At 46.6% G+C, this 18,925-nt stretch carries 17 protein-coding genes, 1 pseudogene and 1 riboswitch; of the genes and pseudogenes, 1 reads left to right on the top strand and 17 read right to left on the bottom strand.

All coding sequences use genetic code 11. The features are described from left to right. Nucleotides 1-55 precede the first annotated feature (55 nt). Nucleotides 56-137, bottom strand: a riboswitch (ZMP/ZTP riboswitch). Nucleotides 138-233: 96 nt separating this feature from the next. The 11 genes from CXK86_RS06770 to CXK86_RS32590 form a co-directional block, all read right to left on the bottom strand. Continuing rightward, nucleotides 234-806, bottom strand: coding sequence for a low molecular weight protein arginine phosphatase (locus tag CXK86_RS06770; RefSeq protein ID WP_036612575.1), 573 nt, complete (start codon nucleotides 804-806; stop codon nucleotides 234-236). Nucleotides 807-864: 58 nt separating this feature from the next. Then, nucleotides 865-1,425 carry a manganese efflux pump MntP gene (locus CXK86_RS06765; RefSeq protein ID WP_036667772.1) on the bottom strand — a complete coding sequence of 187 codons (561 nt, stop codon included), beginning with the start codon at nucleotides 1,423-1,425 and terminating at the stop codon, nucleotides 865-867. A 176-nt stretch (nucleotides 1,426-1,601) separates the two neighbouring features. Next, a complete protein-coding gene (locus CXK86_RS06760) occupies nucleotides 1,602-2,774 on the bottom strand; it encodes an L-threonylcarbamoyladenylate synthase (protein ID WP_256720188.1) in 1,173 nt (390 codons plus the stop codon). A gap of 247 nt (nucleotides 2,775-3,021) precedes the next feature. Further along, nucleotides 3,022-3,681 (bottom strand): stage II sporulation protein R, encoded by a 660-nt coding sequence (spoIIR, locus tag CXK86_RS06755; protein ID WP_076254010.1) that lies wholly within the window; start codon nucleotides 3,679-3,681, stop codon nucleotides 3,022-3,024. A gap of 924 nt (nucleotides 3,682-4,605) precedes the next feature. Continuing rightward, nucleotides 4,606-5,826: an FtsW/RodA/SpoVE family cell cycle protein gene (locus CXK86_RS06750; protein WP_036667775.1), complete on the bottom strand. Its 1,221-nt coding sequence runs from the start codon at nucleotides 5,824-5,826 to the stop codon at nucleotides 4,606-4,608. 270 nt (nucleotides 5,827-6,096) lie between these two features. Beyond that, on the bottom strand, nucleotides 6,097-7,317 hold the full coding sequence (locus CXK86_RS06745) for an FtsW/RodA/SpoVE family cell cycle protein (RefSeq protein ID WP_076254008.1): 1,221 nt from the start codon (nucleotides 7,315-7,317) through the stop codon (nucleotides 6,097-6,099). Nucleotides 7,318-7,402: 85 nt separating this feature from the next. Further along, nucleotides 7,403-8,287, bottom strand: a complete 885-nt coding sequence (prmC, locus tag CXK86_RS06740) for a peptide chain release factor N(5)-glutamine methyltransferase (protein ID WP_083685084.1) — start codon at nucleotides 8,285-8,287, stop codon at nucleotides 7,403-7,405. A gap of 24 nt (nucleotides 8,288-8,311) precedes the next feature. Further along, on the bottom strand, nucleotides 8,312-9,379 hold the full coding sequence (gene prfA / locus CXK86_RS06735; RefSeq protein WP_017691918.1) for a peptide chain release factor 1: 1,068 nt from the start codon (nucleotides 9,377-9,379) through the stop codon (nucleotides 8,312-8,314). 663 nt (nucleotides 9,380-10,042) lie between these two features. Then, on the bottom strand, nucleotides 10,043-11,143 hold the full coding sequence (gene ychF / locus CXK86_RS06730) for a redox-regulated ATPase YchF (protein WP_017691917.1): 1,101 nt from the start codon (nucleotides 11,141-11,143) through the stop codon (nucleotides 10,043-10,045). 192 nt (nucleotides 11,144-11,335) lie between these two features. After that, on the bottom strand, nucleotides 11,336-11,608 hold the full coding sequence (locus tag CXK86_RS32595; RefSeq protein ID WP_257467789.1) for a GNAT family N-acetyltransferase: 273 nt from the start codon (nucleotides 11,606-11,608) through the stop codon (nucleotides 11,336-11,338). Beyond that, nucleotides 11,577-11,807, bottom strand: coding sequence for a hypothetical protein (locus tag CXK86_RS32590; protein WP_257467788.1), 231 nt, complete (start codon nucleotides 11,805-11,807; stop codon nucleotides 11,577-11,579). Before CXK86_RS32590 ends, CXK86_RS32595 begins: the two co-directional genes overlap by 32 nt. Before the next feature lie 209 nt (nucleotides 11,808-12,016). On the opposite strand from CXK86_RS32590, the gene CXK86_RS06720 reads away from it, so the two are divergent. Next, the gene (locus CXK86_RS06720) at nucleotides 12,017-12,451 is read left to right on the top strand and encodes a hypothetical protein (RefSeq protein ID WP_076254981.1); all 435 of its coding nucleotides are present in this window, start codon (nucleotides 12,017-12,019) and stop codon (nucleotides 12,449-12,451) included. Nucleotides 12,452-12,653: 202 nt separating this feature from the next. Here CXK86_RS06720 and CXK86_RS06715 read toward each other — a convergent pair whose 3' ends face one another. The 6 genes and pseudogenes from CXK86_RS06715 to CXK86_RS06690 all read right to left on the bottom strand — a co-directional run bounded on the left by CXK86_RS06715 (nucleotide 12,654) and on the right by CXK86_RS06690 (nucleotide 18,825). Beyond that, nucleotides 12,654-13,868, bottom strand: coding sequence for an S-layer homology domain-containing protein (locus CXK86_RS06715; RefSeq protein ID WP_101313552.1), 1,215 nt, complete (start codon nucleotides 13,866-13,868; stop codon nucleotides 12,654-12,656). A gap of 200 nt (nucleotides 13,869-14,068) precedes the next feature. Beyond that, nucleotides 14,069-15,289 carry an S-layer homology domain-containing protein gene (locus CXK86_RS06710; RefSeq protein WP_101313551.1) on the bottom strand — a complete coding sequence of 407 codons (1,221 nt, stop codon included), beginning with the start codon at nucleotides 15,287-15,289 and terminating at the stop codon, nucleotides 14,069-14,071. Nucleotides 15,290-16,096: 807 nt separating this feature from the next. Next, nucleotides 16,097-16,246, bottom strand: a pseudogene (locus tag CXK86_RS32585) (type 2 isopentenyl-diphosphate Delta-isomerase); the annotation flags it as partial. A gap of 45 nt (nucleotides 16,247-16,291) precedes the next feature. After that, nucleotides 16,292-16,762: a GNAT family N-acetyltransferase gene (locus CXK86_RS06700; protein ID WP_257467787.1), complete on the bottom strand. Its 471-nt coding sequence runs from the start codon at nucleotides 16,760-16,762 to the stop codon at nucleotides 16,292-16,294. Nucleotides 16,763-17,008: 246 nt separating this feature from the next. Further along, nucleotides 17,009-17,179: an aspartyl-phosphate phosphatase Spo0E family protein gene (locus tag CXK86_RS06695; RefSeq protein WP_101313549.1), complete on the bottom strand. Its 171-nt coding sequence runs from the start codon at nucleotides 17,177-17,179 to the stop codon at nucleotides 17,009-17,011. Nucleotides 17,180-17,772: 593 nt separating this feature from the next. Then, on the bottom strand, nucleotides 17,773-18,825 hold the full coding sequence (locus tag CXK86_RS06690; protein ID WP_256720166.1) for a transcriptional regulator: 1,053 nt from the start codon (nucleotides 18,823-18,825) through the stop codon (nucleotides 17,773-17,775). Nucleotides 18,826-18,925: the final 100 nt, after the last annotated feature.

Genomic DNA, 18,925 nt, shown 5'->3' with positions numbered 1-18,925 from the left:
CGAATAATCAGATGAAAGACGAAAAAAAGAGCAGTCTGCGGGTAACGCAGAATTGCTCTTTTGCCCAGGCGACCGGCCGTTTGTTCCGGTGCTCCATCGTGGTTATGCCCACTTCGTCGCCAGTTACACCGGATCCCTGTTTTCCCCTTCATCATAAAACAACCCGCGGCTAAAATCAACGGTTAATTTACATCACGTGTCCTATTTCTATAACCTGCCTCGCAGGATCAGAATTATCCCAGCTTATCCAAAAGCCGGTCCAATGCCGTCCGAATCTCAGCTGCAGCTATATTGTAATCATCACGACTTCCTCCAAACGGATCGGAGATGTCGAAACTTGGAATTCGTTGTCTAATCTCAATGGCTCGCTCACGCTCCGATGCCAGGATCTCTTGGCCAAGGGCACGTTTCATCTCAAGCGTTGCAAACAGGCTGTCCAACTCCTGAACATCACTTAATACCTGTTCATCATCCTCCACATATTCTTTCAATGTATAGGTTTTGTGGACTGAATCGGGAAAAACCTGCATGACATGCTGCTTATGACTCCGTGTTAATGTAAGAACCAGATCGGCCCAACCTACCAGGTTAGAGCTAAGCTGTGTGGAATGAGGTGGACCTTCAACGTTATGATCTCTCAAAACCGCTTCAGCGTGTCGGGAGATCGGCATACCCGACGTTGCTGCCACACCTGCGGAGCGAACCTCTACCTGAATGCCACGCTCCGATGCCAGTTTTCTCAAAAGCCCCTCTGCCATGGGGCTGCGGCACGTATTTCCTGTACATACGAATAAAATATGTTTCATTGTGTTAGCCTCCCCATTTTACATATGATGCGAATGATATGATATCTCAAGTTTTATTCTAAAATATAAACAAAAGTCCAAACGCAAGCAAGATTGCGCCACCAATGGCTTCGCCGTAATCCCCGAGATTCTGGCTCACCCGACGGCCTAATAGCAGACCCATAACCGACATCACCCCGCCACACACACCGAAAGCAAGTACAGTTAAGATCAGATCACTGCTAAACATCCCTAAGGATACGCCAACGGAGAATGAATCCACACTTACGCTGAGGGAGAACAAAACAACGCCGAGCAGGGAACGGTGGTCCACCAGCTTTGTATCGCCTTCACGGAATGCATTCAGAATCATATGAGCACCCAGCAAAACAAGCAATCCACCTGCCGCATACGTCGTAATGTCACCGAGCAGGGAGCTGACGTATTTGCCCATATACATGCCGATGAGCGGCATGATGATATGAAATAGCGCCGTTACAATACTGATTCGCAATACATCCCGCAGCCGAATGCCCTTCATGCCAATTCCGATCCCGAGTGAGAACGCATCGAGGCCAAGCGCAATAGCCATGATCAAAATGGTTACCAACTGCCCTACATGGACAGACACATCCCACATCCCCATACCCCCAAGTCACGTAAAGGTTCTTGTACACGATATGCGGACAAGGACCTAAACATGACCGATGAAAGGCAAACGGCGACGGATCTCTGGTCAGATGCTGGCTTTATAGAATCTTGATTTTGTTTTGGAAAAAGTTTGAGTAGCTCTCCTGACTGTATGATCAGGAGAGGTTATAAGAGGCGCTGGTTGCCAACTTGTATGAGTTGGTTCCCCGCAGCCTTGAGCAGCCGATTCATGACGGCTGCTCCCAGCCCTTCGCGTGAGCAGGCTTCAGCCACAATATATGTGGCGCCTTGCTCATCGCAGCTGCGCAGCGCGGCGTATAGCCGGCGCGCTGCTTCTTCCAGCTCGCTGGCGTCGCCCAGCGAGAACACGGCATCGGCGCGGTACTGCTCCGCGTGCTCGGCGAACGCCAGCACAGCGGTGCGCTCTCCGCGCTGCGCCGCCTCTGCGAGGGCGGCGCTGATCCAGGCCGCCACCGCTGCGGGCGGCCCCTCCACCACGCACAGCGCCCCTGCGGGTGCGTAGTGCGTGTACTTCATGCCCGGCGAGCGCGGCGCCGGGCTGCCCACGCCATCGGCCCCCTCCGCGAGTAGCGCGGGGTCCGTGGCGACACGGGCGGCAACGGCGGACAGTTGTTCCGCCGTAATGCCGCCAGGGCGCAGGATGGTGACGGTACCGTCGTCACCGACCTGCACAACCGTGGACTCGACGCCCACCCCGGTGGGGCCGCCGTCCACAATGCCGCCGATGCGGCCATCCAGATCCTCGCGTACATGAGACGCGAGTGTCGGGCTTGGCCGCCCGGAGCGGTTGGCGCTTGGCGCAGCCACAGGGCATGCCGCCGCGGCGATCAACTGCAAGGCCACCGGGTGGTCCGGCATGCGCACGGCCACCGTGTCCAGACCGGCGGTGACACGCGGGGACACCGCCCCCGGCCTAACCGGCAGCACCAGCGTCAGCGGTCCCGGCCAGAAGGTCGCCATCAGCGCTTCCGCCGTTTCGTTCACTTCCGTGACCAGCGTATCCAACTGGTCACGGTGCGCGATATGCACAATCAGTGGATTGTCGGAAGGTCGGCCTTTAGCGACAAATACAGCCTCCACGGCTGCTGTGCTACGCGCATCAGCACCCAAGCCATAGACCGTCTCGGTCGGAAAGGCCACCGTCTGACCGAGACGAATGCAGGCTGCGGCAGCCTGCAAGTCGGCGAGCGCCTGTTGATCGGCGCTCCCCTTTTTCACATCCAATAATTCAATATTACCCAATCCGTGATCGTTCTCAGCGCTCACCAAGACGCGTACATCCCACATCTCAGTGACCAGCTCTCCCGGAGCTTTCATATCACGTTCTTCTCTACCATCCCTCATCTCAGAGGTGTGTTGCACTGGTTCGTTTTCTCTGCTCATATATCATCATTCCTAAACTTCAAGTAGGTTAGTTCATATCCATATTCAATATAAGCAATTATAACATACCTGTCCCAACTCGGATGCCCTTCAAACTTCGCCCGGAAATTCACCACTAATTCATATCAAAAGGGCAGCTTCCTGAATCGAAGTCGCCCTCTACTATTTTATAAATACGTTGTTATGCGAACAATCCAGTTACCCAACTCCACAGTTTCACAGCCATATCCCACAGAAAGAATCTCGCTTCCGGTGTGTCTCCCTGCACAGATGCTTCTGCATCTCCTGGTTCAGCCGCTGCGGCTGATACCGTTGAAGGTTTCGCCAGTGCATCCCCGGTCCCTGCATCAATGAAACACAACGGCGGGAACAACACACACCACCAGTTCTGACCTTTTCCTTCGCCCAGCGTAATCCGAACCGCTTCATAATCTCCGGCAGGATACACAGTGCCACCATATAGTTTGGTCGGGAACGGAACGGAACCCAACTCCACCTGATACTCATAATTTAAACCGCGACTGGCCAACTCTTCTCCTACTCTATTCTCAATCTCGGACAAATGCTCACGAATCACCTTGCGCGCTTCATCCAGACTTTGCGGATTCTCCAGTTCGGCTACCCACTCGCCCATCTGAGCAACGACAGCATCCCGAATCTCGCGTTTCACCAATTGATCTCCCGGTGCATCCGAGTTTGCTAGAATACGCAAGCGAATCGATTGTTCTGGAATTGCTGTGGCCGCCACAGCTGCATCCGTTTTCTGACCTTCCCACATCATGATAATCATCATAAGACATACAATAATAAGTCCAATTTGCTTTACAATTCTTCTGCTCATTCCGTTCTCCCCCTCGGCTCTCTGATCACGTTGCCTGCAACTCTCTCATGTCTATCAGTATGCCCGGTAGAGACGGAAGTAAACCTAGCATTTGCAATAAATCTACTAGAAGTTGTTCAAAAAGTCCGCTTTGATTACGAAGAATGCCCAGCTGCATCATCAACGTCGAATATGAAATTCAGCCGAAATAAGCGGGAGCCTTACGGAGTATGTTTACCAAAGAACCATTTTGATTGCTCACGTAGTTTATCCTACGCTCCACTACTCCATTTCTAGCCTCATCCCATCTTCTCGGTACTGAAAACCCAACTTTTTGAACACGTACTACTAGAATGTGTGGTTAAACCCAGGCAAGTTATACGATGACAAAATGTCAGCGTCCAAAAAGCCTTGAAGACTGTACTGGCTGACCCTAGGCGAATGACTCTCGCGAGTGACCAGTCGATGTTCTAAAGAACCGAGGACTTCTTATTTGCCCTTCAGGCATTCTTTTGAAATTGTAAGGAACATGAGGCACGTTATTCCCCAAAGTTATCTGATCAACACGCTACAGAAGGCTGTTTATACTGATATAACGTGTCTCAGATTCCTTAGTTTTCTCCAGACACTTCAAATCCCCGAATAAGACGTGTGTGGTTCGTTAGCTCCTAACACCACCTAACTCTTAACTCCTAACAGCTGGCACCTGAAGCTCCACACAATGCTCAACACTCTATTTCCAACTCTTTCAGGTTCGCCTCAGCCTACAGCAGGCTCGAAGACACCTATGCATTGCTTCTTTCATCTCTCATTCACACTTTCTCACCCATCATGTTAAAAAGGCTTATCCGCACCTGGTTACAGGGCAAATCAACCTCTTCATTCCTATAAACGATCACGTTATACGTCCCACCGCTTTACCTTTCACCTACACCGACTCAACAGTTACACAGCACTTTTTTCTTTCTTGAGCATATTCCATAAACGTTCCGACAACCGGGGTTGCTGCTCTCCCATCAGAAGTTCATCCTCCTCTTCTTGCCCGTACAACTTAATGCTCATGACTACACCGATGCAAGCCATATTTATAAGCAAAGAGGTGCCGCCGTAACTGATGAACGGTAACGTAATACCTGTGAGTGGCATCAGTCCGAGGAACGCCCCCACGTTCTCAAACACCTGATACAACAACATTCCGATAATACCTACAATGATGACGGGTCCCGCGCGATCTCTACATGCCAGAGCAATCAGCACCATGCGGTGGATCAGGATAAAGTACAACAGAATCAGTACGGATGCACCAACAAACCCAAACTCCTCTGCGATCACAACAAAAATGGAATCAGAATACGTATAGGGGACTCGTCCACTCTGAACGGATGTTCCTTGCAAATAACCTTTGCCGATGATGCCCCCAGAACCGATGGCTAAACCTGCATTTTTCGTATGCCAGGAAGCCTTTGAGGTAGCCTTTTCCGGTACAAGCCAGGGATCAATCCGCTCCGCCCAATGCTCACGTTTTATCTTTTCAAGAAAAGTGAAAACTTCACCATGGTAGAAGGTATAGGCTTTGACAAAACCAAAGAACGCCACTCCCACAATCGCCAGTGCAATCAATGCGTGCTTCAGCCTCATATTTCCGATCCAGAATACCGCAGCCAAAATCACCACATACCCCAGCGCATTCCCCAAATCATTCTGAGCCATAACAAGGGCAAACGGAATAAACGCCCAACAGCCAATCGGCACAATATCTCTCCAAAATTTCAGCGTGCCTCGTTGTCTCTTCACGATCAAATGGGCGAGAAACAGAATCAGAATCATCTTGAACAGCTCTGCCGGTTGAAAAGAAAAGTTCTCGCCCAGCTTCAGCCAACCGTTGGCGTTATTGATTGAACTTCCCAGGACATTGGCCAGGATCAGTAGTATGATCCCCAAGCCATACAAATAAAACGCATATTTCACGTATAACTTGTAATTCACAAGCCCGATCACAAGCACCGCAATGAACCCGGCCACATAGAAATACATCGTTTTGACATGATGATTCGCCAAGTTGGCATCTGTCTGCGTTCCGCTATAAATCGCAAATACACTAATAATCATGAGCAACAGCATTACAAAAAGAATCACACCGTCCATCTTTTTCAACATTCTCAACATGACTCTGTCCATCCCCCTGAAATCTAGCATTCTATGATTTCCAATTGAACTCAATATTACCATTGTATATAATTGGATAATAAAATGGAAATCAGGGTCGTTTCAGGTTAAAAAACGAACTATTCAACGGCCTGAATTACGCCGTAAAAACAATAAAAACCCCAAAACATCCACCCAATGTAACTTGGGTTGGTCTGTTCCAGGGTTCTATAGTTATCTAGCTTATATACATAAATCTGACGTGCTATTTCACGGTTTGACTCAGAAACGTTATTGCTCCTGCTGGGATGGCTTGCGTCTTAGCAATTTCCTCACCAGATCCGTAATACTCGGTTGTTCCGCAGAGCCAAGAATATCCTCATTCTCTTCCGTATGGACCTTAATACTCATTACAAGACCCATGCTAATCATGTTGATCATAATGGAGGTACCACCCGAACTGATAAACGGCAGCGTAATTCCTGTCAACGGCATCAGACCAATGAATGGACCAATATTAACAAAGATCTGGTAAAGCAGCATCGCTATGATCCCAACAATGAGATAAGGCCCCGCGCGATCCTTACACTCCAGTGCAATCAGCACCAGCCTGTGAATCAGGATAAAGTACAGGAGAAGCAGTACCGAGGCACCGATGAAACCAAATTCTTCCCCAATCTGCACAAAGATGGAGTCAGCATAGGCCAGCGGCACCCGATTCGACTGAATCGTTGTGCCTTCCATATAACCTTTGCCTGTAATCCCACCAGAACCAATCGCAAGCTTTGCATTATACGTCTGCCAGAGTACATCTCTTGAGGTCAGCTCTGGTACAAGCCAAGGGTCAAAACGATCCGCCCAGTGCGAACGTCCAATGTCATTCAGGAATTTAACAATCTCATCATGATAATGAATATACGCCTGTGTACCACCGATAAAAGCAGCCACTGCGATCATAAAGCCAATGAGGGCATGCGTAAATTTAATGTTACCAATCCACAGTAGGCCCACAAGAATGACTACATAGCTTAATGCATTTCCCAAGTCATTTTGAAGCAATACGAGTAGTAACGGCGGCAGAACACAGAGCGAAATCGGAATAACGTCACGTCCAAAATAGAGCGGACGGTTCTTCTTTCGGGCCAAAAAGGCCGATAAAAACACAATCAGGCATAACTTGAACAATTCAGCAGGCTGCAAACTGACCCCGAAGATGGACAGCCAACCTTTTGCACCATAATACTCCTTACCAAAGAACATAACGAATATGAGCAGGAGCATCCCCACGCCATAGATATATAAATAATTTTTGATTATGAATTTATAGTTGATCATCGACATCCCAAAAAAGACTACGAAGCCCAAAATATAAAAGATCACTGCGCTTTTCGGGAGTCCCTCCAGCTTTGGACGACCAAACGTTGTACTGTAAATCGATAAAATACTGATACCCATCAGAATAACGAGTATAAAGACAATAGAATAGTCTATTTTTTTAAATTTGTGCAGCATGTAATTATGTTCCCCCAAGCATTCAGAAATCTTCGGTATATCTCATTGTAGAGGATTTCACGGCAAAAAGAAAACCCGCAGAACCTTACATTTTCGTCACCTGTTCCGAAGTACGAACACCCAGGACATGCCGCTCGATTCCGGCAAGGTCCGGTACAATGATAATTTCCGGCCAATGTCCCGCCGTTTCAAGCAAAGCTGCAATGTCGCGAGCCTGCCCTTGGCCCAGCTCAAAACCAATGATCTGCGGCGGCGCAGGCAACAGCGCCAACTGCTCCAGCATGATACGGTACGGTGCAAGCCCGTCCGGACCGCCGTCCAATGCCATGCGCGGCTCATGATCGCGCACCTCTTGCTGCAACCCGGCGATATCCGCCGCCGGGATGTATGGCGGGTTGGACACCAGGATGTCCACCCGTGCCCCGGCGAACGGGGCCAGCAAATCGCCTTCACGGAAGTCGATCTGTACCCCGTTCGCGGCCGCGTTCCGCGCGGCCACTTGCAGGGCAGCCGCCGAGAGATCCCCGGCGCCGACCTGCAAGCGCGGGCGCAGTGAAGCCATCGTCACCGCGATGGCACCACTGCCCGTGCCGATATCGACGGCGAGCGGAGCGCCGTCGGGAAACACGCGGTCGGCTTCGCGCAGCACAGCCTCGACCAACAGCTCGGTCTCCGGCCGCGGAATCAGCACGGCCGGCGTGACCTCGAACGGCAGCCCATAGAATTCCTGGCTGCCGATAATGTATTGCGCCGGCTCACCCGTAGCCTTGCGCGTGACGGCGTCCTCCCAGCGGCTGCGATGCTCGCTGGGAAAAGGCTCCGGCTGCATCATGTAGTACGCGGCGCCATAAACGCCGAGTACATGTTCCAGCAGCAGCCGGGCATTGTTTTGCGGCTCGTACACGCCGCACTTCTCCAAAAAAGAGGAAGCCTCCACGAAGGCTTCCCGACAGCTCTGTTCCGGCGTCATGACAAACTGCGCGCGGGTCACAGATTATTCTCCTCTATCCATCAACTCGGTCTGCTGAGCAATCGTCAGTGCAGACAAGATATCTTCAATCTCCCCGTTCATGATCTGATCCAGCTTGTGCATCGTCAGACCGATACGGTGATCCGTCACACGGCTTTGCGGGAAGTTGTACGTACGAATACGCTCACTACGGTCGCCCGTTCCCACTTTGCTCTTCCGCTCAACAGAGATCTTCGCTTCCTCTTCCATACGTTTCATATCGAAGATACGTGTACGCAGAACCTGCAACGCTTTTTCCTTGTTGGAGTTCTGTGATTTTCCATCCTGACATGTCGCCACAATTCCCGTTGGAACGTGCGTTACCCGTACTGCGGATTTCGTGGTATTAACCGATTGTCCACCGGCACCACTGGAACAGAACGTATCAACACGGATGTCTTTGTCATGAATTTCGATATCAAAATCTTCGGCTTCAGGCATGACCGCAACCGTTGAAGTTGACGTATGAATACGTCCGCCGGATTCAGTTGTTGGAATACGCTGCACACGGTGTGCGCCGCTTTCGTATTTCATTTTGCTGTAAGCGCCACGTCCGTTGATCAGGAAAACAACCTCTTTGAATCCACCGAGATCATTTGTGTTAACGTCCATCAGCTCTACACGCCAGCCTTGTGCATCTGCATAACGTGTGTACATCCGATACAGATCTGCTGCAAACAACGCTGCCTCATCTCCACCAGCTGCTCCGCGAATCTCAACAATAACGTTTTTGTCGTCATTCGGATCTTTTGGCAGCATAAGCACACGAATCAATTCGTCCAGTTCCTTCTGGCGAGTGCTTAGTTCGTCAATTTCCATTTTGACCATTTCACGCATCTCATCATCCAGTTTCTCACCCTGCATTTCCTTTGCAGCTTCGAGATCCTGACTTACCTGTTTGTATTCATTGTACGCTTCATAAGTCGGTTGCAGATCAGATTGTTCTTTGGAATATTCCCGCAACTTTTTGTTGTCACTTGCCACATCCGGGTCACACAAAAGCTCACTCAACTTGTCATAACGGTCGGCTAACGCCTGTAATTTATCCAACATGTATAGTCACCTCACACATTATTTTGTCCATGCAAATATCGTTTTTAATAATTATTTCGGTTTCATTATTCATAACATCTATAATCTATATTCCACAACGCACAGGATTCTCACCGAATCCCCTGACCGCAGCATGTATTCACATTCCTGTATGATCGACGTATAACATCGCTACAACGTCATCAAATCCTTTACTTTTAAAGTGAAATCAAGAAATCGCGTACCCTGTATGAAACACGCTTAAGCTCATCTGTTACAGCGCGAATTTTAACGTGGTATACGACTCTTAATTATAGCATATTCTTATGGTTCTGAATAGTAACTGTTCCGCAGGCGGATGAACTAATTTTTGTGCTGCAAAATACAAAATTCGATGTTGTTCCGATATGTTCCTACGGTGCTATAATACAAGTAGTATAGCAGGTGTAAAATAAACAAAAGCCACGATGCGCTAACATCGTGACTTCTCTAACAAAGGCCGGTGGGCGACCACGGCGAATTTCAATCAAATGAATGAAGAACCACCGGATTGCAAGGCGACCAACCTAATCCCGGTGGTTTTTCTTGTTCCTCATCTGTAAAACTCTAAGTCAAAGACCCCACGAACTTCACGAGAAGGTCGCAGGGTCATGTTATTGAATCTACATATAAAGGTGTAACAACTTATACGTTGAAACGGAAGTGCATAACGTCGCCGTCATTTACAACGTATTCTTTACCTTCAAGACGAAGTTGTCCACGCTCTTTGGCACCGTTCATGGAACCCGCTGCAACCAGATCGTCGTAGGAAACAACTTCTGCACGGATGAATCCACGTTCGAAGTCGGTGTGAATGACTCCCGCTGCGCCAGGCGCTTTGGTACCTTTGCGGATTGTCCACGCACGAACTTCCTGTACACCTGCTGTGAAGTATGTGTACAGACCGAGCAATTTATAAGCCGCTTTGATCAACAGGTTCAGACCGGAATCCTCGATACCGAGTTCTTCCAGGAACATTTGTTTATCTTCGCCTTCCAGCTCAGAAATCTCTTCTTCAACCTTCGCACTGATCGGCACAACTTCTGCGTTTTCAGCAGCTGCGAATTCTCTTACTTTTTGCACATAAGCATTGTTCGCCACGTCGCCGATTTCGTCCTCAGCTACATTGGCTGCGTACAGAACAGGCTTCAGGGTGAGCAAGTGCAGATCGCGCACGATCAGAAGCTCGTCATCCGTAAGTTCCATGCTGCGTGCCGGCTTGTCATCGTACAGGACAGCCTTCACTCTCTCCAATACTTCTACTTCTTGAGAGGCAGTCTTGTTGCCGCCCTTCATGTTTTTCTTGGAGCGATCGATTTTCTTCTCAACACTCTCGATATCGGCCAGGATCAGCTCCAGATTGATTGTCTGGATGTCGCTTACCGGGTCAATTTTGCCATCGACGTGTGTAATGTTCTCATCTACAAAGCAACGTACCACGTGTACAATCGCGTCTACTTCACGGATGTGGGCAAGGAACTTGTTACCAAGACCTTCGCCTTTGCTCGCACCGCGAACAAGACCAGCGATATCTACAAACTCAAACGCCGTTGGTACTGTTTTCTTAGGTACAACGAGTTCTGTCAGTTTGTCCAGACGCTCATCTGGCACTTCAACGATCCCCACGTTAGGGTCAATTGTACAGAACGGATAGTTTGCCGATTCGGCACCTGCTTGTGTAATTGCATTAAACAATGTAGATTTACCAACGTTAGGCAGACCCACGATTCCAGCTTTCAAAGCCATGTATATGACAACTCCTCATTGATTACTTGTTCGGTATGGATAATCCTATACATTATATATGACAAACCTCAAGGCATCAAGGAACTTCGCCAATTCGACCAGAGTCCCATACGCTTCCCGAAATCCCCGGTTACTGCGGATAATTCGTTTTGCGCAGATCTTAAGTTTGGACTAGATTATCCGCTTTTTGGTTTACCCTTTGATTTCCTTGTACATCGTCAGATCCGTCACCTCATATCCCATCTTGCGATACAGGCTGCTCGCCCGCACATTATGTCCAAACACATGCAAACCAATGCGATCCACGCCAAGACTCAAGGCCGTCTGTTCAAGCGCCTGCATTGTCTCTGTTCCGTATCCCTTACCACGGTGTGCTTCTTCAACCACAATATCCAGCAAAAAAGCATCTTTCCCGCGACGATTATCCGTGATATTAAACCAGATATACCCCACATTTCCGTCCACAGGATGCATCAGTATTGTAGAGATACGCTCCCGGTGTGTTCAAGCCTTCTGGCAGATAACGTTCATAAGATTCTTCCGCCAGTTGCTGCGCCTCTTCCTCAGCCCAGGTACCCGCTTCTACTTTTTCTTCTGCAAAATCCTTAATCGATCGAATGCGAAAACTCGCATAACCTTCCTGATTCATTGGAGATAGTTCCATGTTGTTTTCCTCCTCAATTGAGTGTTCTATGTATGATCTCCGTGCAAACTTTTTTTGCACTACTAGTATCTTATTGTATCCTGTTCTCCCGCTTAGCGCATGAAGTTATTCTGACGATTCGAGCTTCAATTTCATATTTACCCATTTTATTTATAACTTTTGATCTCTTCCCATCGTTTATACCTCATGAAGGAAGGGAGTGGATCATATTGAACACACGTCGCCGATTCTCCAAAAAGAAAATGATTATCTTGTCTGCTATCATACTCGGAATCGCCATCGTCGCTTTTATGAGCTTTCTGAATGCAATGGATCCCTTTCGCCACTTAAGGATCACGATCCATAATCAGTCCGACTATGACCTCACCCATATTCAGGCTAGCCTAGTCCAAGGCGACAACTCGTTAAACAACAATGAGAGTCGCTCCACCTACGTATTCGATAAGGATATTCCCAGCGGAGCAAACGTGAAATTCGCCCCACGGCTGAAACTTTCCGGGGAGGGAGCCGTCTCCTTAGCGTTTACGGACAGTCGCGGAAAGCCCTATAACAAAACGGTTTGCGGTTATACGGAATACTTATCAGGCAATTCCTACGTTACTGTAACCAATGAGAATGTCACCGTGAAAGATGAATGTATGTGATATCGATACTCGCTCCGTTTAAGCAGTAAAACATTATTATGTGAACATGGGCACACATAATAAAAACTTAGATGCCAATTTTTAAGCTTTTCCCTGAAGAACTATCTCAATAACGGCTACACTATAAATTGAACCCAGCAAACTGCTCGATAGGAGCAGTTTGCTGAGCCCGACAAACAATAAACGTCGTCGGTTTTTTTCATTATTGGATACCTTTGAGACGGAGCGGAATGCTTTCACTGAACAGAGACCCACCTGCTGGCGTTTGAAGTCTAATTACCAAATCGCTTTGTTGTACAGTACCTGTTTTTGGAATAATTACGGCAGGAGTGTCAAATAAGCTATTACGAAAAACGTAGGAGGTTGTATTCAGAACACCTTTGGCATGAGCATTGGCATCAGCACTATTAAATCCATCAACCCGGAATTGAAGATTTTTTGAAGGGTTATATTTTTTTGTATCCTTGTTGAACACCGTACCACCACTGAAATACAGGACGTAACTGTTCTTCTGATCTTTGACCATTAGGTTCCTTACATCAGGCTTGTTGTTAAACCATTTGAGCGTATTCATTGGCGCAATCAACCCAAGGTTCGGATCGTTAGGATCAGCAAGATCAATCGCGATAAGAGCCTCCAGCTTACCTTGATACAGTCCATCTTTCGATGTGATCGTCATAAGCTTTTCGTTCCACATTTCTTCGACAGACGATTTACCAGCTTGTTTCCAATCAGATTCTGGAGTAACCCACATTTCAGGCATCACAGTGAAGATGTTCGTACCATGCCATGCGATTTCAGCATTACCAATCGCATATTTATCGAAGTCAAGGGAAGCGCCAGTATTCTTGGAAAGAATACGTTCGATTACAACAATTGCCTGCGCACGCGTGGTCAGTCCTTTCGGAGCGATCTGCCCTATACCAACGCCTTTAATGAGACCCGCTTTCGTAGCAAGGTACATCCATTTGTCATCTTCCTTTGTTGTTTCACCGATCGCACGAGCTGCAACGCGAGCCATTTCTTCCCGTGTCATCACTTTCGTCCAACCCACTTCGCTATCGTTAAAATCGGTAGATACGTAAAGGTCTGCTTTGCTTGCAGCGTCAACGTACTCGGTATACCATTTACCGTTTGCTGGCGTGATTTCAAGTCCCATAGCCGAGACGACCATCTTCACGAATTCCGCACGTGTGACGCTGGCGTCTGGTTTAAATGTACCGTTCATGTATCCATCGACATAGCCTTTGGAAACGCCCTTAGTAATGGCGCTGGCGCCCCAATGGGTGGATTCAACGTCAGAAAATTGAGTCGTTGCTGTTGCGGCTTGCACGTTAGCTGACGTGATACCCATCGTACCTGCCATAAGTACTGCTGCCAGTGCGATTCCTGCGATTTTGGTGAAATATTTTTTCACGGGACTCTCTCCTTTTGATTAGACGCTCTTGATTTCGGAAAATAACCCTCTATATTTTTATAGTAACAGGAGTTTAGCGGTTAAATGCTACTTGCGAAAGCAAGTGGATTTTTTTCTAAAACTTCCTATAACGGCAAAAAGCACCCAGTATACTGCTTGTTAAGAGCAATATAATGAGTCCAACAAATTTTAAGCCTCGGCTACTGAATACCCCGTAGTCGAATAATTACGCTATCACTTGCAAGTGAACCGCTAGTTGGAGTTTCGAGCCTCACAACAAGATCATCACCTTGCTGAATAGTTCCAGATTTTGGAATAATAATAGCAGGAAGATCAAACCACTTGTTTTGATAAACAAAAGCGCTCCCGTTAAGGGTACGTTTATAGTAAAACGCATCAAGATCCGGGCTGTTAAAACCACCGACACGAAAAGTTAGCCGTTTTCGATCCAGATATTTATTTGGTGCTTTGTTATAAACTTGACCACCTTTGAAATACAGAATGTAGCTATTTTTTTGGTCTTTAACCATCAAATCAGTAATGGTCTGCCTGTTATTTGACCATTTCAATTGATTGATATTGGGTAGTAGGAATCGATTGGGATCGTTCGGATCAGCAAGGTCAATAGCAACAAGAGCGTCCAGCTTGCCTTGCCACAGTCCATCCTTCGATGTGAGCGTCATTTTACTTTCGTTCCACATTTCCTCGACTGAAGCCTTGCCAGCACGTTTTACATCAGATTCAGGTGTGACCCACATTTCAGGCATCACAGTGAAGATGTTCGTACCATGCCATGCGATTTCAGCACTACCAACCGCATACTTATCGACGTCAAGGGAAGCGCCAGTATTCTTGGAAAGAATACGTTCGATTACAACAATTGCCTGCGCACGCGTGGTCAGTCCTTTCGGAGCGATCTGCCCTATACCAACGCCTTTAATGAGACCCGCTTTCGTAGCAAGGTACATCCATTTGTCATCTTCCTTTGTTGTTTCACCGATCGCACGAGCTGCAACGCGAGCCATTTCTTCCCGTGTCATCACTTTCGTCCAAGCCACTTCGCTATCGTTAAAATCGGTAGATACGTAAAGGTCTGCTTTGCTTGCAGCGTCAACGTACTCGGTAAACCATTTACCGTTTGCTGGCGTGATTTCAAGTCCCATAGCCGAGACGACCATCTTCACGAATTCCGCACGTGTGACGCTGGCGTCTGGTTTAAATGTACCGTTCATGTATCCATCGACATAGCCTTTGGAAACGCCCTTGGTAATGGCGCTGGCGCCCCAATGGGTGGATTCAACGTCAGAAAATTGAGTCGTTGCTGTTGCGGCTTGCACGTTAGCTGACGTGATACCCATCGTACCTGCCATAAGTACTGCTGCCAGTGCGATTCCTGCGAATTTGATAACCTGTTTTTTCACAAACTCTCTCCTTTTTTATAGGCTCTCTCCGATTTGGGAAGAACACCACTCTATATTCATTATCGTCACCATGGGCCGTGGATTAAAATTTCAGAAAAATTCCATTGTGTATTCGTTTTCTTGGAACGCCCCCCTCATATCAGGGAACACTTGTGCAACTCTTCGTAAGTTTGAGTGAATTGCTTAAATATATTTAATCGCTTCTCTCGATGAACTATTAAATATATTGGGTTTAACAGGTGGTATGGTCGAGCACAAATCTATTCTTCTGGAATGCCTTGTTCCCGTAATACAGTTAACTGCCGATCTTTATTATGCTCTTTTGTGGATACCTTGGCATATCCGTATTCTCTAGTGATTGTTTGCATGATTAAAACTCCTGTATGTATGTTGCGGCCACATTTGTCATGAAGCAGGGCGTCGCGTGAGGTCTTATAGTTATTATAAATGCTCACAATAACTGTAAGACTTCTAGGTAATATAAAAACAGACTTTTTCTTCGTTCGTAAAGATATACCTTCACAGACGTCTACCGAAGTTTTAGATACAAAAAAGCCACTTGCTTTCGCGAGTAGTATTCTAAAGCACTCCATACGGAGTGCGACAGCGAAAATACATGTAATAAAGTCCAAAATTCATTACGTATCGCCAATAATTATAGCAACATATGCGTCAAAAGATATCCTTCACCAAATACCGCTGTTGCCAAAAGGGCACGAAAACGATGTTTTCGACAAAATCCGAGGTGCGAATCTCCCAGGGAAATCATGTGAGCTTGGGGTTCACACCTTCATTTTAACCTCCCGCCTAATGCCGCTCCACCAGACGTGACGTCTGTTTCAAATCCTCAATCCGACCGGCGCCAATGCCAAACATCACGGTACGCAGCTCAAATTCGACCTGTTCCAACCGCTCATTCAGCGCATCATCATCTGATGCGACCGCGGATTCGATCAGAGGTCAGCCAAAACCAGCCAGTGGCTTAGATTATCCGCCATCAGATTAACCTTTTATTTCCTTATACATCGTCAGATCCGTTACCTCATATCCCATCTTGCGATACAGGCTGCTCGCCCGCACATTATGTCCAAACACATGCAAACCAATGCGATCCACGCCAAGACTCAAGGCCGTCTGTTCAAGCGCCTGCATCGTCTCTGTTCCGTATCCCTTACCACGGTGCGCTTCTTCAACCACAATATCCAGCAAAAAAGCATCCTTCCCGCGGCGATTATCCGTGACATTAAACCAGATATACCCCACATTGCCGTCCACAGGATGCACCAGATTGTAGAGATACGCTCCGGGTGTGTTCAAGCCTTCTGGCAGATAACGTTCATAAGACTCCTCCGCCAGTTGCTGCGCCTCTTCCTCAGCCCAGGTACCCGCTTCTACTTTTTCTTCTGCAAAATCCTTAATCGATCGAATGCGAAAACTCGCAAAATCTTCCTGATTCATTAGAGAAAGTTCCAACTTATTCCTCTCCTTATTTCGAGTGATCTTCATTATGTAAGATCTCTGTGCAGTCCTATTTGCACTACTAGTATCTTATTGTATCCTGTTCTCCCACTTAGCGCATGAAGTTATTCTGACGATTTAAATTTGAGAATGTCACCGTGAATCAAGAATGTATGTAATAACGATATTTCGCTCTGTGGACTTATGTTAAAATATAGGGGCGAGCGACCCGCCAAAGTTTCTCGCCCAAAGTCGATTGAATTATTCAATCGGCTTTTTTATTTTAACCTGATTGTATTGATTAATTAGATCATCCAGGACCATAGATTGCTGTATAACATGAGGATGAAGCAGATTTCCATAGTCCATCTTGAGTTGATAGAGCTTTTGTCTCGCTGCTTCGATCTGCAACTTGAGCTCACCACAATCCATATTCACCCCTCCCTGTTGTAACATTCTAGTCCATTCTGCTAATTAGTAGGAAATCAGGCGAACTCCAACACGAAAAAGCTCCCTTCAACGTAGACAATTCACCATTCTACTTGAGGGAGCAGCTCATATTCAAAAAGCGTATTTTCAGAAATGCTGGTTAACTTCCTGTGCCGTGGCCATTAGTTGTCACGATTACTGGACGGTCTTTTTCAACGGGGATGGGTTGAGTAGTAGGAAAAACAACGCCTACTGTGATACTGCATGTAACTATCAATATTGCCAATTTCATCTTCATTCGTCATCAAACCTCCCGAATCATTTTTTTGTATCGTAGTTTAGCTTCTTCGATTGCACAATACCGAAATTCTTCAAATATTTTTATACACTCTAGAATACTATCTTTATTCTTAATTTTATTTGCAAAATCCAAACCGTTAAGAATCAACTGAAATCCTCTGTTATAATCTTGATGTTTTAAATAATATGTACCTAGGCCCACAAGCAAAGTACCATATTGATCATTCGTATATTGCTCGCTGATTTTTCCAATACGACTGCTTTGGTCCTGATACATGAAATAAGATTGATACTTTTCAAGAATTGAAGAAATGTTTCATATCATACCGATTCGCTGCATTTACAATCGCACATAAAGCAGGAAAGATCTCATTTTCTCTCTCCGAGATATAGTTCATATAACTTTGGATAACCTCTGTTTTACCTGACATTAGTTCATATAGATATCGATTGCCTTCTGCCCATTCCTCGAACTGACGAATAACAACGGTTTCCTCTTCGCTCGGATCATTTATCCAACTATAATCGGTGTACAACGAAACATACTGAAGTGCTTCTCCATATTCTTCATAATAAAAACAAGCCTCTCCAAGCATCAAATAAGCGTATAAAACATAGAATATAATTTGCTTTTTAGGGTTATCTTCCGCTACATTTACTTTTTTCTTCAATTCATAATGGATCATTGCTTTTAACTTTAACTGATCAGCAAGGCTCCTCACCTTATCCCATCGGCGCAATGAAGCATACACATTCATCAGATCGTTCAGTCCATCCAGCTGGTAAGGCTCGTCTAGCCGATCTACAAAAAACTCGAACTGGGTAGCAAGTGCAAGATTACTCATCTGATCCTTGGAAAGCCCGATTGTGAACAAACGATACTGACTTAGAGCCAACCGTTCAGAATGTTGCATTTTCTCACCCTCGGCTACACATACATACAAGGGCATGGCCGCTTCTAACTTCCCTTCACGATATAACTGTTCAGCCAACTCGAACAAAAGCGGTGCATAGGAAAGATTATCCATAATTAGATTAACAGCTTCTTCCATATAATCGACCTTACCGAGTTCGGCACAACGATATAAAAAAGGCCCCAGTCTTCGCCAATCCGGGCTTGTATGTACAAAACACTCATGTATGTATAATTCATAGAAGTAACCCTCTGTTAAACCCATCCCGGCAGTTAGTCGATCCAACTGCTGCATGCCAATGGTACGTAGCCCGTTCAGCGTACCACTCAACGTCCCTGAGTTGATTCCCGATATCTCAGAGAATTGATTGAGTGTCATATGGTTCGTTTTTAAGTAGTCTGCTAAATGATCACGTATTGTGGCTACTGAGTTCAAAGGTACACCACCTTTCCAAGCAAAATTAAGCAATGGTCAATTAAATAATACTATATTTTTGAATTTAATATCAATATTTTACTTGTAAATAATTTACTTT

Source organism: Paenibacillus sp. BGI2013 (assembly GCF_002843485.1).
Taxonomy (GTDB): Bacteria; Bacillota; Bacilli; order Paenibacillales; family Paenibacillaceae; genus Paenibacillus; species Paenibacillus amylolyticus.
This window is presented reverse-complemented; position numbering and strand designations above follow the sequence as displayed.

Excerpts from the sequence above, each read along its gene's own strand:
- CXK86_RS06765 (WP_036667772.1), bottom strand. The coding sequence starts at position 1,425 with ATGTGGGATGTGTCTGTCCATGTAGGGCAGTTGGTAACCATTTTGATC.
- CXK86_RS06695 (WP_101313549.1), bottom strand. The coding sequence starts at position 17,179 with ATGGATTGTGGTGAGCTCAAGTTGCAGATCGAAGCAGCGAGACAAAAG.
- prmC (WP_083685084.1), bottom strand. The coding sequence starts at position 8,287 with ATGACGCCGGAACAGAGCTGTCGGGAAGCCTTCGTGGAGGCTTCCTCT.
- spoIIR (WP_076254010.1), bottom strand. The coding sequence starts at position 3,681 with ATGAGCAGAAGAATTGTAAAGCAAATTGGACTTATTATTGTATGTCTT.
- CXK86_RS06770 (WP_036612575.1), bottom strand. The coding sequence starts at position 806 with ATGAAACATATTTTATTCGTATGTACAGGAAATACGTGCCGCAGCCCC.
- CXK86_RS06745 (WP_076254008.1), bottom strand. The coding sequence starts at position 7,317 with ATGCTGCACAAATTTAAAAAAATAGACTATTCTATTGTCTTTATACTC.
- ychF (WP_017691917.1), bottom strand. The coding sequence starts at position 11,143 with ATGGCTTTGAAAGCTGGAATCGTGGGTCTGCCTAACGTTGGTAAATCT.
- CXK86_RS06760 (WP_256720188.1), bottom strand. The coding sequence starts at position 2,774 with ATGAAAGCTCCGGGAGAGCTGGTCACTGAGATGTGGGATGTACGCGTC.
- CXK86_RS32590 (WP_257467788.1), bottom strand. The coding sequence starts at position 11,807 with ATGGAACTATCTCCAATGAATCAGGAAGGTTATGCGAGTTTTCGCATT.
- prfA (WP_017691918.1), bottom strand. The coding sequence starts at position 9,379 with ATGTTGGATAAATTACAGGCGTTAGCCGACCGTTATGACAAGTTGAGT.
- CXK86_RS06750 (WP_036667775.1), bottom strand. The coding sequence starts at position 5,826 with ATGTTGAGAATGTTGAAAAAGATGGACGGTGTGATTCTTTTTGTAATG.